Source organism: Lichenihabitans sp. PAMC28606 (assembly GCF_020616535.1).
In the GTDB taxonomy this organism is placed as follows: Bacteria; Pseudomonadota; Alphaproteobacteria; order Rhizobiales; family Beijerinckiaceae; genus Lichenihabitans; species Lichenihabitans psoromatis.
This window is the reverse complement of record NZ_CP085136.1, coordinates 1,166,408-1,183,268: the sequence shown is the minus strand read 5'-3', so window position 1 is coordinate 1,183,268 and position 16,861 is coordinate 1,166,408. Positions and strand designations below refer to the sequence as shown.

11 protein-coding genes are annotated in these 16,861 nt (G+C 62.8%); 2 read left to right on the top strand and 9 right to left on the bottom strand.

The window, feature by feature from the left end:
• Nucleotides 1–67: 67 nt before the first annotated feature.
• The 3 genes from LGH83_RS05700 to shc all read right to left on the bottom strand — a co-directional run bounded on the left by LGH83_RS05700 (nt 68) and on the right by shc (nt 3,404).
• The gene (locus LGH83_RS05700) at nt 68–481 is read right to left on the bottom strand and encodes a methylated-DNA--[protein]-cysteine S-methyltransferase (RefSeq protein WP_319799611.1); all 414 of its coding nucleotides are present in this window, start codon (nt 479–481) and stop codon (nt 68–70) included.
• Nucleotides 482–631: 150 nt separating this feature from the next.
• On the bottom strand, nt 632–1,414 hold the full coding sequence (locus tag LGH83_RS05695) for a phosphorylase (protein WP_227400966.1): 783 nt from the start codon (nt 1,412–1,414) through the stop codon (nt 632–634).
• Nucleotides 1,415–1,418: 4 nt separating this feature from the next.
• The gene (gene shc, locus LGH83_RS05690; protein ID WP_227400965.1) at nt 1,419–3,404 is read right to left on the bottom strand and encodes a squalene--hopene cyclase; all 1,986 of its coding nucleotides are present in this window, start codon (nt 3,402–3,404) and stop codon (nt 1,419–1,421) included.
• 442 nt (nt 3,405–3,846) lie between these two features.
• Here shc and LGH83_RS05685 point away from each other — a divergent pair, with 442 nt between their 5' ends.
• Nucleotides 3,847–5,166, top strand: a complete 1,320-nt coding sequence (locus LGH83_RS05685) for an MFS transporter (RefSeq protein WP_227400964.1) — start codon at nt 3,847–3,849, stop codon at nt 5,164–5,166.
• Between the two features lie 11 nt (nt 5,167–5,177).
• Here the strand turns inward: LGH83_RS05685 and LGH83_RS05680 are convergent, their stop codons facing one another.
• The 5 genes from LGH83_RS05680 to lysA form a co-directional block, all read right to left on the bottom strand.
• Nucleotides 5,178–8,324, bottom strand: coding sequence for a multidrug efflux RND transporter permease subunit (locus LGH83_RS05680; protein ID WP_227400963.1), 3,147 nt, complete (start codon nt 8,322–8,324; stop codon nt 5,178–5,180).
• 2 nt (nt 8,325–8,326) lie between these two features.
• Nucleotides 8,327–9,547, bottom strand: coding sequence for an efflux RND transporter periplasmic adaptor subunit (locus tag LGH83_RS05675; protein WP_227400962.1), 1,221 nt, complete (start codon nt 9,545–9,547; stop codon nt 8,327–8,329).
• Between the two features lie 362 nt (nt 9,548–9,909).
• Entirely contained in the window at nt 9,910–11,259 is a 1,350-nt protein-coding gene (locus LGH83_RS05670) for a S41 family peptidase (protein WP_227400961.1), read from the bottom strand.
• Nucleotides 11,256–12,704 carry a murein hydrolase activator EnvC family protein gene (locus tag LGH83_RS05665; RefSeq protein WP_227400960.1) on the bottom strand — a complete coding sequence of 483 codons (1,449 nt, stop codon included), beginning with the start codon at nt 12,702–12,704 and terminating at the stop codon, nt 11,256–11,258. The genes LGH83_RS05670 and LGH83_RS05665 overlap by 4 nt, the downstream gene beginning before the upstream one ends.
• 99 nt (nt 12,705–12,803) lie before the next feature.
• Nucleotides 12,804–14,075 (bottom strand): diaminopimelate decarboxylase, encoded by a 1,272-nt coding sequence (gene lysA / locus LGH83_RS05660; RefSeq protein ID WP_227400959.1) that lies wholly within the window; start codon nt 14,073–14,075, stop codon nt 12,804–12,806.
• Between the two features lie 433 nt (nt 14,076–14,508).
• Between lysA and LGH83_RS05655 the strand changes: the two genes are divergently transcribed.
• Complete coding sequence (locus tag LGH83_RS05655; protein WP_227400958.1) at nt 14,509–15,477, top strand: LysR family transcriptional regulator; 969 nt, start codon at nt 14,509–14,511, stop codon at nt 15,475–15,477.
• Here the strand turns inward: LGH83_RS05655 and argH are convergent.
• Nucleotides 15,468–16,859 carry an argininosuccinate lyase gene (argH, locus tag LGH83_RS05650; RefSeq protein WP_227400957.1) on the bottom strand — a complete coding sequence of 464 codons (1,392 nt, stop codon included), beginning with the start codon at nt 16,857–16,859 and terminating at the stop codon, nt 15,468–15,470. The two genes, LGH83_RS05655 and argH, sit on opposite strands and share 10 nt — an antisense overlap.
• Nucleotides 16,860–16,861: the final 2 nt, after the last annotated feature.

Sequence of the window (16,861 nt, the reverse complement as noted above, 5' to 3'; positions counted from 1 at the left end):
GCCACAGCGGTCGTTCAACCACAGACCCGGCGCTCTCGAGCGTCGGGTTTTGTCGTTTAAACGTGGCTCAGAGAAGTCGCGCATTCCCGGCCGCATGGGCCTCGTGCGTCAGCAGCCATTGCTTGCGCGGCAGTCCGCCACCGAAGCCGGTGAGCCGCCCGTCGGCGCCCACGACGCGATGGCACGGCACCACGATAGCGATCGGATTGGCGCCATTGGCCAGTCCCACCGCGCGGCTCGCAGTTGGATGACCGAGAGCGGCGGCAAGGCGACCATAGGTCGTCGTCGTCCCCGGTGGGATCCCGCGGAGCGCGGCCCAGACCTGGCGTTGGAACGCGGTGCCTCCGGTCTCGACCTTCAGAGTGTCGAGAGCCGTGATGTCGCCCTCGAAATAGGCGCCGAGAGCGTCGCCGATCGCTCCGGTGCCATGCCCGGCCTTGAGCTCCACGCTGCCATAATGACGCTGAAGAAGGCCTCGCATCCGGGATTCATAATCGTGGAAATCGAGTGCGCGAAGCGCCGACCCGTCCCGATATGATCAGCAGGGTGCCGAGCGGTGAGTCGAGGCGATCGATAAACAGGGTCATGCCGCCGCTTCCGCAATCCATGAGCGGCGCGATCGATCCTCCGTTCAGCGGTTTTCGACCGGGACGTCGGTGCCAACCCCAAACACCCCCAGCGTCCCAACATCGATGTCGACGGGGGGCCTCTGAGCGCCATCCTCCCGGGCAAGATCGCTCTCGCCGAAACCAAGATGGCCACACAACAAGGTGCGGCTATGCTTCAGAGCCGAAAAGGCAGCCCGTGCATCGAATGCGGTTCGGATCAGGGCTGGGAGATCGGCAGGGCGGCGGGCGAGCGCTTTGAGAACGGCCTTGACGTCTGTGCTGCCATCCGGCCGCATCCCGACGGTCGCTGCATGCGGAAGCGTCCGCTCCGCCGGATCGGCGACGATACGAAGCGCCGCAAAAGGCACCTGATGCAACGCGGCCAATCGTGCCGCGATATGCGATTCCATATCGACCGCCGCCGCGCCTGTGGTTGCATGCAGATGTGTCTTGGCATCGTGACCCACGACCATGTGATCGACACCGACGAGGTCGGCCACGATCGCATGGGGCAGGGCGGACGACAGACGCTTCAACCAGACAGGGTCGGTCAGCATCACGGTCTCGCCGTCATCGACCGCGCGCGCGATGATCACCGTTCCGGGCTTCAACCCCGGTGCGAGGCCACCCGCGATGCCGAAACTGATAACCGCTCTGGCGCCTCGGGACAGCGCTCCTTGCAGCAGAAGCGCCAGGCGAGCGGCGTCGCCGCCACCCGCGAGGGTCGCAACACCGCTCCCACCCGCGATCCGGGCTTCCGCGTTCATGCCGGTCACGGCGAGGACCGGGAGTGATGCAGCCATCATCGCATCACATCCCGACCAGGACAGATTTCGTGTTGCTGGCTTGAAGGTTGCGAAAACGCGCCATGGCCCAGAGCGGAAAGAATTTGGGATAGCCGTGGTAGCGCAGGTAAAACACGCGCGGGAAGCCTGTCGCAGTATAGGTATCCTCGGCCCAGAACCCGTCGCTTCCCTGGTGCCGCAACAAGTAGTCGATCCCGCGCGCAACACTGACGCTATCGGCTTCGCCGGCGGCCATCAGGCCGAGCAGCGCCCATGCGGTCTGCGACGCGGTACTTGGGGCGTGGCGAAAGCCCTTGTAATCGAGCGCATAGCTTCGTTCGTCCTCGCCCCATCCACCGTCCGAGTTCTGCACCGCCTCGAGCCATGCGACGGCCCGACGCATCGCAGGATCGTGCGAGGGAATGCCGACCGCGTTCAAGGCACAGAGCACGGACCATGTGCCATAGATGTAGTTGAGGCCCCAGCGACCATACCAACTGCCGTCCTGCTCTTGGTTCTTGAGCAGATAGTCGAGGCCACGGCGGATGGCGCTGCCGGCCTCCGGTTGCTCGCCCAACTGCGCCAGCATCGACACGCAACGCGCCGTCACATCGGCGGTCGGTGGATCGAGCAAGGCACCGTGATCGGCAAACGGAATTGCATTCAGGTAGTGTTTGTCATTATCGGCGTCGAAGGCGCCCCAACCGCCATCGCGGCTCTGCAGCCCGACAACCCATTCGCGCGCCCGTGCGATGGACTCGTCGAAGCGACGATCGCCACGTTTTGCCGCAGCGCGATCCATCGCCATGACAACCACGGCCGTGTCGTCGAGGTCCGGATAATGCGCGTTTTCGTATTGAAATGCCCATCCACCCGGCCGCACATCCGGCCGCTGGTCGGCCCAGTCGCCTTTGACGTCGAGCACCTGCTTGGGCTTCAGCCAAGCGATGCAATCAGCCGCGATTTTTGACTCGACACCCTCGGTTTCAAGCATCGCGTGAGCCGTGAGCGCCGTATCCCAGACGGGTGACAGGCAGGGCTGGCAGTAGGCCTCATCGTCCCTGACGATCAACAGCTTTTCGATCGAGGCACGGGCTACCACGACTTCTGGTGCATCGACCGGTATTCCGAGCGTGTCGAACATCATGACCGTGTTGGCCATGGCCGGGTAGATGGCGCCTAGGCCATCTTCACCGTTCAGTCGCTCACGCACGAACGCGACGGCTTTGGCGATGGCCTTCTGCCGCGACCCATTCGGAAAAAATCGTTCGGTCCGTTGCAGCACGGCGTCGAGGCCGCCGAAGAGTGCTCCCCAAGGCTGGACGACATCCGGTCCCTTCGGCCAAACGCGAACCTGAGCGGGCGGCACGACGAACAACTCGTCGATCCCGATCCCGCGAGGATTGCGGGCGACCGGTTTGAGAGCGGCCAGGACCGTCATCGGCACGATGGTGCAACGGGCCCAGTAAGAAATCTTCGACAAGTGGAACGGGAACCAGCTCGGCAGAAGCATAATTTCGACCGGCATGACCGGAACGGCTCGCCAGGGCACGATGCCGAACAGCGCCAGGGTGTTGCGCGTGAACACGTTGCAATTGACGGCGCCGCCGAGTGACAGAACGACCTCACGGGCCCGGCGCATGTGGGGCTGGTCCGGCGTATCACCGATCAGTTTCAGCGCAAGATAAGCCTTTACGGTCGCCGAAATGTTGGCCGGTGCGCCATGGAGCATCGGCCAACCGCCATCCGCGCCCTGGGTTCGGCGCAGGTAAACAGCGATCTTGCGCTCGATTTCGAGGTCAGGCTCACCGAGGAAATGCTTCAGCAGCACATATTCGGACGGAATGGTGGCGTCTGCCTCCAATTCGAAAGCGAAATGACCATCCTGGTTTTGTTGAGCACGGAGCGCGTGAGCCGCGTGGGCGATGGCTTGATCGAGATCGGGACTCAGTTCGAGATCAGGTTCACGACGCGCGCTCTGAAGCGAAACTGCGACAGCGTTCAATGGCATAATCCAGATGTTCTCGATGTGTCTCGATCGGTCCGCCCCAATTGCATAGCGTTTTTCACAAGCCTGCCGCACCGACAAGTCGAAAAGCCAAGCCTTCGCCGCAATGCCGGCTTGAGTGACTTGCATGTGACAGGTTGGGTCAGCGATCTCGAGATGCTGTCACATGGTCGCCGCAGCCGGACCGCCCGCACACGAACAGGATGAACGTCCGTTCCGACTGCGACGAAATCGGCACCGCCGGTCCGACGAGCTTGATTTTCTGGCGCTATCGCGCGTATCGCTACGACGGCAATCGAACCAATGTGATCGGCTGCCGGCCATTCTGAATCGAAACGCTCGATCCGGCGCGAACCGCCCAAGGCCATTTGTCTGCCTTGCCCTGTTCTCCCACTCAACATCGCGGCGGTGGCCGGTCCGGCGGATCGGGAGGCAAGGCGACATCATGGACGCACGATTAAACGAGAGCGCGCCGAGCGAGAGTTCGCGCTCCGGCGACGATTCGCAATCTGCCGAAGCGTCAGTCCCGGCACGGGTCGAGGTGGGGCAAACGACAGAGACCCAAGGGCTTGGGTCGGCCGCCGTGCGAAGCGGAACGGTGTTTGGCATTCTGTTTGCGGCCAGCATCGCCCATGGCCTCAACGACCTGATGCAATCGCTGTTGCCCGCCATCTATCCGGTGCTGCGGAAGACCTTTTCGTTGGACTATGGGCAAATCGGCCTGATTACCCTGACGTTTCAGGTGACGGCCTCGCTGTTGCAACCGCTTGTCGGCTTGTCGACCGATCGTAAACCGCGGCCTTATTCGCTCCCGGTCGCCATGTGCGTCACGCTCGTCGGGTTGGTTTTGCTGGCCTACGCGACCAACTATACCATGTTGTTGGTCGCAGCCGCATCGGTTGGGATCGGATCGTCGATCTTCCATCCGGAAGCCTCGCGCGTTGCCCGCATGGCGTCGGGCGGTCGCCACGGATTGGCGCAATCGCTCTTCCAGGTGGGCGGCAACTTCGGCACGGCGGCCGGCCCGCTCCTCGCAGCCTTCATCGTCGTGCCGCGCGGACAGACCAGCATCGCCTGGTTCACGCTTGTGGCCTTCGTTGGGATGCTGCTGCTCACGCGGGTCGGACGCTGGTATGCGACCGCGCTGCGAACGGAGTCCAAGAGGGGCGGCGAAGTCCATGCGCCGTCGACCCTCTCGCGCCGGCGCATCATCGCGTCGGTGCTGATCCTGCTTGGCCTGATCTTTTCCAAACACTTCTATCTTGCAGGGATGAGCACGTTTTACACGTTCTACCTGATCGACAAGTTTCATGTGTCGATCCAAACCGCGCAGGTGTTCCTGTTCGTGTTCCTCGGCGCGGTCGCGGCCGGCACCATCATCGGCGGCCCTGTCGGGGATCGCGTCGGGCGCAAATCCGTGATCTGGGTCTCGATCCTCGGTGTGCTGCCGTTCACCTTGGCGCTTCCTTACGCCGACCTCTTTTGGACTTGCGCCCTGACGGTGGTGATCGGTCTCGTCCTGGCTTCGGCCTTCTCGGCCATCCTGGTTTATGCCCAGGAGTTGATCCCGGGGAATGTCGGCTTGGTCGCCGGCCTCTTCTTCGGCTTCGCGTTCGGGGTCGCCGGGCTTGGGGCTGCTCTCCTCGGCGAACTCGCGGATCAGACGAGCATCAACTTCGTCTTCAAAGTCTGCTCGTTCCTGCCCTTGTTGGGGGTGCTGACGTTCCTTCTGCCGGACGTCGAAAATAGCAGCAAGCGACGCTAAGGCGGCGCTCGCTACTCTGCCGCCTGCCGCTGCGGGAGCGCCGCGACGTCCTCGATGGGGTCGTCGGCCTCCCGCTTCTTGTGGCCGCCGCCGAGCCACGTCGACACGCGGTCGAGGTAAACATAGACGACCGGGGTGGTGAACAGCGTCAGCACCTGGCTCACGAGGAGGCCGCCGACCATCGCATAGCCGAGCGGTTGCCGAATTTCCGAACCTGTCCCGGTCCCGAGCATCAATGGGATACCACCAAGCATCGCCGCCATCGTGGTCATGATGATCGGGCGGAAGCGGAGGAGGGCGGCCTTTCTGATCGCCTCTTCGGCCGTCAATCCCTCGTCTCGTTCAGCCACGATCGCGAAGTCGACCAGCATGATGCCGTTCTTCTTCACGATGCCGATCAGCAGGATCAAGCCGATCAGGGCGATCAGACTGAAGTCGAAGCCGAACAGCATCAAAATCGCGAAGGCTCCGAGACCGGCGGACGGCAGCGTCGACAGAATCGTCAAGGGGTGGATGAAGCTCTCGTAGAGAATGCCGAGGATGATGTAGACGACCACCAGGGCCGCGAGGATCAGCAGGGGGACGGTGCTGAGCGACTGCTGGAACGCCTGCGCATTGCCTTGGAAGGTGGTCTGAATCGTTTGCGGCGCCTGGATCTCGTTCATGGAACGTTGAATCGCGGCGGTGGCTTCACCCAGCGCAACGCCTTGCGCGAGATTGAAGCTGATCGTCACGGCCGGAAACTGGCCCTGATGGCTGATCGACAAGGGGCGGATCGGCTTGGTCGACCAATGGGCGACGGCCGAAAGCGGCACCATGCCGCCGGTCGCGGGCGACTTCATATAGATCGTGCTGAGGCTTGTTCGGTCGCCCTGGAGTTCAGGCAGAATCTCGAGAATGACGTGGTAGCTGTTGATCTGCGTGAAATATTGCGCGACCTGACGCTGGCCGAAGGCGTCGTAGAGCGTGTCATCGATGAGTTGGGGCGTGATCCCATAACGCGAAGCTTGGTCGCGATCGATCGACAAGGTCAGCGTGGTGCCGTTGGTTTGCTGGTCAGTTGCCACATCGCGGACTTCCGGGAGCGTTTTAAGCTTGTCGAAGATCTTTGGTGACCATTCATTCAATTCGTCGAGGTTGGCGTCTTGCAGGGTGTATTGATACTGCGTCCGAGCGGCGCGACCGCCGACGTTGACGTCCTGAGCGGCCTGGAGAAACAGCTTTGCGCCCTCGACCTTGTCGAGTTGGGGACGAAGTCGCGCAATGATCTGCTGGGCCGAGGCCTCGCGCTCGTCACGCGGTTTCAGGGTGATGAACAGGCGGCCATTGTTCAGGGCATTACCGCCTGACCCGAGCAACATCCCCACCGTCGCGACATCCGGATCTTTTGAGACGATGTCGCCGAGTGCCTCCTGCTTCAGCTTCATGTCGGCAAAGGAAATGTCTTGCGCGCCTTCCGACGTGCCGAAGATCAAACCCGTATCCTGGTTCGGAAAAAATCCTTTCGGGATCACGTTGAAGAGGTAAACGGTCGCGATGACCGTGCCGAAAAACACCATCAAAGTGATGAAACGGAACTTCAGGCAGAGATCGAGGCCGCGCTCGTAAAGCTTGAGCATCCCATCGAAAAAGCGCTCGCTCATCATGTAAAGCCGACCATGCTTCTGCTGATGCGGGTCGGTCAGAAAGCGGGACGCCATCATCGGCGTCAGCGTCAACGAAACGAAAGCCGACACGGCGATCGTCATCGCTAGGGTCACCGCGAATTCGCGGAACAAGCGTCCGATGATCCCGCTCATCAAAAGCAGCGGAATCAGCACCGCGATCAGCGAAATGCTGATCGACAGAATCGTAAAGCCGATTTCACTCGCGCCTTTGAAGGCGGCTTCGAGGGGTTTCTCCCCCTCCTCGATGTGACGCGTGATGTTTTCGAGCATGACGATCGCGTCATCGACCACGAAACCGACCGCGATCGTCAGAGCCATCAGCGACAGATTATCGAGACTATAGCCCATCCCCCACATGAGGGCACAGGTTCCGAGCAGCGCGAGCGGTACCGTGATCGATGGGATGACGGTCGCCCAGAAGCTTCGCAAGAAGATGAAGATGACCATCACGACGAGCGCGATCGTCAACAGCAAGGTGAACTGCACGTCATGGACCGACGCGCGGATCGTGGTGGTGCGGTCACTGATGATGTCGAGATGGATTGCCGGCGGGATAGAGGCCTGCAACCGCGGCAGCATCGCTTTGATCTGATCGACGATCTGGATGACGTTGGCGCCGGGCTGCTTGAAGATGACGAGGAAGACACCGCGCTTGCCTTGCGACCAAGCCGCTTTCTTGGCGTCTTCCGGGCCGCTGACCGCCTGACCGATGTCCTTGATGCGGATCGGGCCACCGTTGCGGTAGGCGATGACCACGTCGTTCCAGTCGCTGCTCTTGGTCAGCTGATCGTTGGCGTAGATCGTGTAGCTTTGCTGCTTGCCGTCGATACTGCCTTTCGGGCTATCGACCGTCGTCACCGCAATGGCGGACCGCACATCCTCGAGCGACAATCCTTTGGTCACGAGCTTGGCAGGGTCGAGCTGGATGCGGATCGAGGGCTTTTGCTCGCCGCCGATCGTGACCTGGGACACGCCGGAGATCTGGCTGATCTGCTGTGCCACTTTGGTGTCGGCGTTGTCGTCCACCTCGGTCAGGGGCAAGGTGTCGGATGTGGCGGCCAGAAGCATGATGGGCGAGTCGGCCGGGTTGACCTTGCGGTAGGTTGGCGGACTTGGAAGCTGCTTTGGCAGCTGTCCGCCGGCCGCATTGATGGCGGCCTGCACATCATTGGCGGCGCCGTCGATATTGCGGTCGAGATCGAACTGGATCGTGATGGCGCTGTTGCCGAGGGCGCTCGTGGACGTCAGCTGTGCGACGCCGGGAATCTGCGCGAATTGTCGCTCGAGAGGCTGCGCCACTGACGATGCCATCGTTTCCGGGCTGGCGCCAGGAAGGCTCGCGGACACCTGAATGGTCGGAAAGTCCACCTGCGGAAGCGGCGCGACGGGCAGCAGAGGATAGGCCACGAGCCCGATGCACAGAATGCCGATCATCAGCAACGTGGTGGCGACAGGATAGCGAATGAACGGGCCTGAGATGCCTCCGTACATGCTCACGGCTCCTTTGCTGCTGTCTTCTGTTGATCGTCGCCGACTTTAACCAGGACGCCGGGCTGAAGCCGATATTGGCCCGCCGTCACGACCATCTCGTCTGCCTTGATCCCATCCTGGATCAGCGCCTTGCCATCACCGATGAGGCCGATCTTCAGATTTCGCTGCTGGACCTTATTGTCCGGACCGACGACGAAGGCATAAAAACCCGTTTGCCCGCGCTGTATCGCAGCTTCGGGAATCATCACGACATCTTTACGGATCGCCACCGTGGTCCGCGTCGTGACCGACAAGCCCGGCCAGAGCTTATTATCTTCATTCTTGAACAGAGCCTTGACCCGAATGGTTCCGCTCGACGTGTCGACCTCATTATTCAGAGTGTCGAGTGTCCCCTCAGCCAGCACGGTCTTGCCATCCGTCGTCAGCGCGTTGACCGGCACTGGCCCAGCCGCCACCCCGGCTTGAAGTTGTCCGAGGCTGTTTTCCGGTTCGGTGAAGATCGCGGCAATCGGCTGCAATTGCGCGATCGAGACGATGCCGGTGGCGCTGGCGGCCGTCACGATGTTGCCCTGGTCGGCCAATCGAAACCCGACCCGTCCGGTGATCGGTGCCGTGATGGTCGCGTAATCGAGTTGCACCTGAGCATTGTCCATCGCCGCATCGTCCGCTGCAATTTGCGCTGTCAATTGGGCGACTTGGGAGGTTTGCGTATCGAGCTGCTGCTTCGTTGCATAATCATTTTTGGCGAGTGACTCGTAGCGGGTCAGGTCACGGTTGGCATTGGCCAGATTGGCTTGATCCTGCTGCTTTTTCGCCTGCGCTTGCTCGAGCGCTGCCTTATAGGGGCGGGGGTCGATCTGCACGAGGAGATCGCCCTTCTTGACGATCTGACCTTCGGTGAAGTTGATCTTGATAATCTGACCATCGACCCGGCTGCGGACCAGCACCGTATTATTGGCCTGCACGGTCCCGAGCCCGACCAGGATCACGGGAAAATCTCCGGTCTGGGCCGCGACGGCACTCACCGGCACTGCCATCGGCGGTGGCGCTGCTTTGGCTTCAGCCTTGTCGGCGGGTTTCAGAAAGGGAGCCGTCGCATAGACTTTCGCGCGGAACGCGTCGTTGTTTCGAAACTCATAGACCCCGATGGCTGCCGCAATGACGATCGCGACGAGGATCAATCGTGAAAAACCGCGGCCCTTGCGATCACTTGGGTTCGACATGACGCTTGCTTTTTCCGGTGGGGGCGAAACGCTGCGAAGACGATCTGGACGGATCGGCGCGATCCAGGTCATCGCAGCTGATCGCGACCGGAACGTGAGCAGTTTGGTGCAACAGGACAAATTAAATCTTTGTCATGTCCGGGCGTGCGGATGTGTCGCGGCAGCCAGTTTGGTGGATGCGGGTGGCACAATCCCTCACGGCAGCCGAGCGACAGAGCGAGGCTGACGCGTCTGTCGGACATCGGACGAGCTCCGCTTGCACCTGCCTGGTGCCTGCGACGACTTGAACCGCAAACCTCTTGCCAAGAAAAAGGGCGCCGCTTGCGCGCCGCCCTTCCAATGCTCGAAATCACATCAGATGGTCAGTTCGGAACGGGTGTCGCCGTCGCGGGTTTCTGGGCGTCTGCCGGTGCCGGCGTATTCGAGGCCTTGGTGTTGCCTCGCAGCAGGTTCAGCGCCGCGATCATTTGCTTGTCGTTCTTGGCATCCGGGGGCACGTAAGCCTGCGAGCCTTGCTTTTCGTCGTCGCCATTCTTCAAGTGGCCCTTGAGGGACGCTTCGCCTTTGGTGTCGTCCTTGCCCTTGAGTTCGTCCGGCACGTCCTCGAGGATCTGCACTTCGGGCTCGATGCCCTTGGCCTGGATCGACCGACCCGACGGGGTGTAGTAACGGGCCGTCGTCAGGCGCAAGGCGCCACTCTGGCCGAGGGGGATGATGGTCTGAACCGACCCTTTGCCGAACGAACGCGTGCCCATGATGGTGGCGCGCTTGTGATCCTGCAGAGCGCCTGCGACGATCTCGGAGGCGGACGCGGAACCGCCGTTGATCAATACGACCATCGGCTTGCCGTGGGACAGGTCGCCACCCGGACGCGCACTGTAGCGCTGGGTCTCGTCGGCGTTGCGGCCGCGCGTCGACACGATCTCACCGCGGTCGATGAACGAGTTCGACACTTCGATCGATTGATCGAGCAATCCACCCGGGTTGTTGCGGAGATCCAGGATGTATCCCTTGAACTTGTCGCTCGGGATGTCGGTCTGAAACTTCTGCATGGCGGCTTTCACGCCATCGTAGGTCTGCTCGTTGAACTGGCTGATGCGGATGTAACCCACATCGTCCTTCTCTTCGTATTTGACCGACTTGATCGTGATGACGGCGCGGGTGAGCTTGACGTCCTGCGTATCCTTCTGCTTCGCGCGAAGGATCTTGAGCGTGACCGGCGTCCCGACGGCGCCCCGCATCTTGTCGACGGCTTGGTTCAGCGTCAGGCCAGAGACGGCGTCACCGTCGATCGCGACGATCATGTCGCCCGACAGAATACCGGCCTTCGAGGCAGGGGTGTCGTCGATGGGGGTAACGACCTTGATGTTTCCATCTTCCTGCGTGACTTCGATGCCGAGGCCGCCGAATTCGCCGCGCGTCTGCACCTGCATGTCGCGATAGCTCTTTGCATCCATGTAGGAGGAATGCGGGTCGAGCGAGGTCAGCATGCCGTTGATGGCCGCTTCGACAAGCTTTTCCTCATCCGGCTTCTCGACATAATCGGTGCGGATCTTCTCGAACACGTCGCCGAAGAGATTGAGATTGCGATACGTATCGGATGCCGCGGCGCTGGCGGGGCTGCTCGCGATCAGACTGGTATGCATTACGCCTGTCGCGGTTGCTGCGCCCAGAACGGCACCCGCAACCATCAATGTCACCTTGCGCATCATCCGCGAACCTTTTCCAGGTCGGCCTTCGCCCACCATGGGCTGGGGTCGACGGCCGTTCCATCTTTTCGAAATTCAACATAGAGAATGGGGTCTGCCGCGCCAAGCGCGATCGAAGCCGCGGTCTTGACAGAGCCGTCCCCCATTGTCGCAACCGGCTCGCCCGCCAATACGAACTGTCCCGGCGCCACATTCACCCGGCTCATTCCAGCCAAGACGATATAATATCCGCTTCCCGCATTTATAATTAAGATTTGTCCATAGGTGCGGTAGGGCCCCGAAAAAGCGACCCAGCCATCCGATGGGGCTGCGACGACTGCGCGCGCGGGGGTCGCGAGCGACATGCCTTTTTCGGTTCCGCCAAAGTCGTCGGCGGTTCCGAACCGTTTGACGACCCGCCCTGTCGAGGGAAGGAACAGCATCGCCTTGGCATCGGCGAAGTCGACCGCCGGGGTCAGCCGGGCTGGATCCCTAAAGGGGCCAGCCGCCACCTTGGCCCGAATGCTGTCGGCATCCGCCGCTGCGGCTTTGCGCCGCTCTTCGTCGGCTGCCCGCGCTGCGTCCCCCGCGTGTCGGGCAGACGCGACCTCGTTCTCCATACGGGAGATCAGATCCTGCAGGCTGGTGGCCCGGCGCGCGAGGTCGGCCGCGCGGCCTTGTTGCGAGCCGAGAGCGGCTTCCGCCTCCGTCTGGGCGGCTTGCTTCGCGACGATCAACCCATCCAGTCGCGCTCGTTCGTTGCCAAGTCCGGCGATCTCGGAGGCGAGCCGGTCGCGTTCGCCCGCGATCGAGACGCGCAACCGCTGCAGATCGCTGAGGTCCGATGCCAAAGCCTCGGCTTCCGATCGCAATTCAGGCACCACCGCCCCGAGCAGCATCGACGTCCGGATCGACTTCAGAATGTCGTCGGGCCGCACCAAGATCGCCGGCGGCGGCTTGCGGCCCATGCGTTGCAGCGCCGCCAGCACCTCAGCGATGACGCCGCGCCGGCCTTCAAGCGATTGCTTGATCGCGTCTTCGCTGCCCGTCATCGTATCGAGGCGCCCCTGCGCCTCCCCCACCTTCCGCTCCGCATCTTGCACATGCTGCGTTGTTTCGAGCAGAGCAGCGTTCAGGCGCACACGGTCGGTGCGGATCGCCTCGATGTCGGCCACGATCTTGTGTCGCTCGGCATCGGAGAGTGAAAGATTGTCCTGCAGGCTCCGCAACTCCTGCTTTCTCGCATCAATCTGCTGGTCGCGGTCCGTCTCGGTCGTGGCTGGGAGAGACGCCGGCACCGAGGGGTTGGACGTGGCCGCCACGGACGCATTGCTTTGTGCCGCATTCGGCGCCGCATCCTGGGCCGCGACCGGAAGGGCCACGCCCGCCGCCACCACCGCCAGGAGGATCGCGGGACCGTAGCGGCACGGCACGCTCTGCCTGCCTCCGGACCGCCGCGCGTCAGTCATAAACGTCCTTCGTCTCACCGATCCCGAATCAGTCTGGCCGCTCCATTGTCGGTGACGATCGGTTACGAATTCGTCGCCATCAGGGCGGCGCTGCGATGCTTAGACGCCAAGCCACTCGGGAATCCGATCAAGGCCGATCAGATCGTCGTAGCTCGTCCGAGGCCGGATCACGGCGTAACGATCGCCATCCACCATGACTTCGGGCACGAGCAAGCGCGAATTATAAGTGCCGGCCTGGACGGCTCCGTAGGCGCCCGCCGTCATGATGGCGAGGAGATCGCCAGCCGCCGCAGGCGGGAGATCGCGGCCGAGCGCCATATAATCGCCGGTCTCGCAGACCGGGCCGACAACGTCCACGGTCGCACGCGCGCCCGTCGCCGGCTCCACCACCGGCTTGATCTCGTGAAACGCCTCATAGAGGGTCGGTCGGATCAGATCGTTCATGGCGGCATCCACCACCACGAAAGTCTTGTCGCCGCCGGTCTTGACCAGCACCACCTCGGTCACGAGCACGCCGGCGTTGCCGACCAATAGCCGCCCCGGCTCCAGCACGATCGTGGCGCCGAGCGCATTGGCATATTTGCCGATCAGCGCGGCATAGCGGTCGGGGTGGAACGCGCCCGCGTCCTCGCCCTCGTGATACGGGATGCCGAGGCCCCCGCCGAGATCGACATGGTCGATCGTGTGGCCATCGGCCCGCAATTGCACGACGAAGTCGCTCAGGACCGCGAAGGCATGGTCGAAGGGCTCGAGGTCGGTGATTTGCGAGCCGATATGCATGTCGATGCCGGTGACGCGAAGGCCGGGCAGGGTGGCGGCATGAGCATAGACGGCACGCGCCCGATCGATCGGGATGCCGAATTTGTTCTCCGCCTTGCCGGTGGAAATCTTCGCATGCGTCCGTGCGTCGACGTCGGGGTTGACCCGCAAGGCGATCCTTGCGGTGCGTCCCTTGCGGGTTGCCAGCTCGGAGAGGAGGGCGAGCTCGGGCTCCGATTCGACGTTGAAGCAGAGAATGTCCTCGTCCAGGGCGGCATCGAGTTCACGCGCGGTCTTGCCGACGCCCGAGAAGGTGATGCGAGAAGCCGGGACGCCCGCTGCCCGCGCGCGGCGTAATTCGCCGCCCGACACCACGTCCATACCGGCGCCGAGGTTCGCGAAAAGCCGCAGCACGGCCTGGTTCGAATTGGCCTTCATGGCATAGCAGACAAGAATCGGCTGACGGCCGAACGCCTCGCTGAAGACGCGGTAATGGCGCTCCATCGTGGCGCGGGAATAGCAGTAGAACGGCGTCCCCACAGCCTTTGCGATGGCGCGGATGTCGACGGATTCGGCGTGGAGCACGCCGTCGCGATAGTCAAAGTGATGCATGATCGAGGCTGACGTCAGAGAAGTGGATCGAGGAAAAACGACTCGTGCGGCGGCTTGATCGGCACCCGTTTCGGTCGCCGCTCTATCGCTTGTGAGTTCCCGTCGCTCGGTGCTGCGGCCTGAACGGTCGGGTCCGGCGCCGGTTCCAATTGGCCGCGACGACCGCATCCAGCCAGGCCTGTCGCGACGATCGCCGCCAGGGCGACGGTGACCGCGAGGCGGACGCCTTTTGGACGCGCCGAGACTTTCAAGCTCACGACACTCACGCTCAAGACCTGCACCTTCCACTCGCCTGGACTGAGCATGCTGTACAAGCAAAGGGCTGCAACAGGCGAGGGGAAATGCGAGCGGTAGGCGAGGCCTCCGTCGGCATGGCGGCTCCGCGCTGGATGGCGTAAGCCTGCTCGACCACGACGAGGGCGCGACGCCACCCATGCCGGATATCGGATCTCCCACCTTCGATCAGTTGCGCGTCTTTCTGGCCATCGTCGAAACCGGCAGCTTTTCGGCTGCGGCCCGCAAGCTGAACCGACAGCAATCGGTAATCAGCTACACGATCGCTAACCTCGAGGCGCAACTCGGGGGCCTGTCGTTGTTCGAGCGCAAGACGCGCCACCCCGCCTTGACGCTCGCCGGGCATGCGATTCTGGCCGATGCGCGCCAACTGGCGTCGGGGGTCGATGGCTTGCAGGCGCGCGCACGGGGATTGCTGGCCGGCCTCGAGGCCGAAGTGGCGATCGCGGTCGATGTCATGTTGCCGACCCGGCGGTTGGTCGCGGCGCTGGCGACGTTCCGAGACGCATTCCCGACCGTCACGCTGCGTCTCTATGTCGAGGCTCTGGGTTCCGTCGCCCGGCTGGTGCTCGATCGCACCTGCTCCGTCGGAGTGAGCGGGCCGATGCTCAGGCCCGTCGATGGCCTCGAACAGCGGCCGATTGGCAGCGTGTGGATGATCGCGGTCGCATCGCCGCGACATCCGCTCGCTCGCCTTCCGGCACCGCTCAGCAAAACCGAGGCTCGTCGCCATGTCCAGCTCGTCCTTACCGACCGGTCCGATCTCACGGTGGGTCAGGACTTTGCGGTGCTGAGCCCACAGACGTGGCGGTTGGCCGACCTTGGGGCCAAACATGCTCTCCTGGTCGAGGGCCTCGGCTGGGGGAACATGCCCGAGGTGATGGTGCGGGAGGATCTGGCGCAGGGGCGCCTCGTCCTTCTCGACATCGCGAACCACCCCGGTCATCGATATATGCTGTCGGCGGTGCATCGTAGCGACCAGCCGCCTGGGCCTGCTGCGAAATGGTTGCTGGAGCGCTTGGCGGGCAGTTCGGCCGAAGACGATCTCGGCGCCGCCCAGGATGTGGCCTTTGAACCGCCGGCCGGCGCCGAACCCGATCAGGCTTGAAGGCTGTTCAGTCGGTTCAACCAAGCCTGCGCCTGCTGGCGCACATTGTCGGGTGCGGTGCCGCCGTAGCTCGTGCGGCTCGCCACGGAATGCCTGACCCCGAGCACGCCGAAGACCTCGTTCGTGATCGCCGGTTCGATCGCTTGTAGAGCGGGAAGATCGAGCCCCTCCAACGGCACACCTCGTTCGGACGCGAGAGCGACGATCCGGCCCGTGACGTGATGGGCGCGGCGGAACGGCATATCGAGACGGCGCACCAGCCAATCGGCGAGATCGGTCGCGGTCGCGTAGCCTGACCCGGCGGCCGCTTCCATCCGGGCGGTGTCGGGCTTCAGATCCCGCACCATGCCGGTCATGGCCGCGACGCAGAGCACCAGTGCGTTCATGGCGTCGAACGTGCCTTCCTTGTCTTCCTGCATGTCCTTGGAATAGGTGAGCGGAAGACCCTTCATGACGATCAGCAGGCCGGTCAACGCGCCGATGATGCGGCCGCTCTTGCCGCGTACCAATTCGGCCGCATCCGGATTGCGCTTCTGCGGCATGATCGAAGAGCCGGTCGAGAACTTGTCCGACAGGCTGGCAAAGCCGAATTGCGGGGTCGCCCACAGCACGATCTCTTCGGCGAGACGCGATAGATGCACGGCGCAGATCGAGGCGGCCGCCAGCACCTCAAGCACGAAATCGCGATCGGCCACGCTGTCGAGCGAATTGGCGGTGGGGCGGTCGAAGCCGAGCGCCTGCGCGGTCATGTGTCGGTCGATCGGGAAGGATGTGCCGGCCAGCGCCGCGGCGCCGAGTGGACACTCGTTGAGACGGTTGCGCGCATCGCGGAAGCGGCCGCGGTCACGCCCGACCATCTCGGTATAGGCCAGCAGGTGATGGCCGAACGTTACCGGCTGGGCCGATTGAAGATGCGTGAAGCCGGGCATCACGGACGCCGCATGATCGATGGCGCGTTCCACGAAGGCCCGTTGCAAGTCGGCCAGCCCGATGTCGAGCGCATCGACGGTGTCGCGGACCCAGAGCCGGAAATCCAGCGCCACCTGATCGTTGCGCGAACGCGCCGTGTGGAGGCGTCCCGCGGCATCGCCGATCAGATCGGCAAGGCGGCTCTCGACGTTCATGTGAATGTCTTCGAGCGCGCGCGAGAACGAAAAGCTACCGCTCTCGATTTCCGTGGCGATCTGGCCTAGACCGCGATCGATCGAAGCGGCGTCGTCGGCCGAAATGATGCCTTGTTTGGCGAGCATGGCCGCATGGGCGCGCGATCCGGCAATATCCTGCGCGGCGAGACGGTAGTCGAAACCGATCGACGCGTTGATCTCTTCCATGATCGCGTCCGGACCGCTCGAGAACCGACCGCCCCACATCGTATTGCTCATCT

Coding starts and splice junctions, on each gene's coding strand:
- lysA (WP_227400959.1), bottom strand. CDS start 14,075: ATGCATCACTTTGACTATCGCGACGGCGTGCTCCACGCCGAATCCGTC.
- argH (WP_227400957.1), bottom strand. CDS start 16,859: ATGAGCAATACGATGTGGGGCGGTCGGTTCTCGAGCGGTCCGGACGCG.
- LGH83_RS05675 (WP_227400962.1), bottom strand. CDS start 9,547: ATGTCGAACCCAAGTGATCGCAAGGGCCGCGGTTTTTCACGATTGATC.
- LGH83_RS05670 (WP_227400961.1), bottom strand. CDS start 11,259: ATGATGCGCAAGGTGACATTGATGGTTGCGGGTGCCGTTCTGGGCGCA.
- LGH83_RS05685 (WP_227400964.1), top strand. CDS start 3,847: ATGGACGCACGATTAAACGAGAGCGCGCCGAGCGAGAGTTCGCGCTCC.
- LGH83_RS05680 (WP_227400963.1), bottom strand. CDS start 8,324: ATGTACGGAGGCATCTCAGGCCCGTTCATTCGCTATCCTGTCGCCACC.
- LGH83_RS05655 (WP_227400958.1), top strand. CDS start 14,509: ATGCCGGATATCGGATCTCCCACCTTCGATCAGTTGCGCGTCTTTCTG.
- LGH83_RS05665 (WP_227400960.1), bottom strand. CDS start 12,704: ATGACTGACGCGCGGCGGTCCGGAGGCAGGCAGAGCGTGCCGTGCCGC.
- shc (WP_227400965.1), bottom strand. CDS start 3,404: ATGCCATTGAACGCTGTCGCAGTTTCGCTTCAGAGCGCGCGTCGTGAA.
- LGH83_RS05700 (WP_319799611.1), bottom strand. CDS start 481: ATGCGAGGCCTTCTTCAGCGTCATTATGGCAGCGTGGAGCTCAAGGCC.
- LGH83_RS05695 (WP_227400966.1), bottom strand. CDS start 1,414: ATGATGGCTGCATCACTCCCGGTCCTCGCCGTGACCGGCATGAACGCG.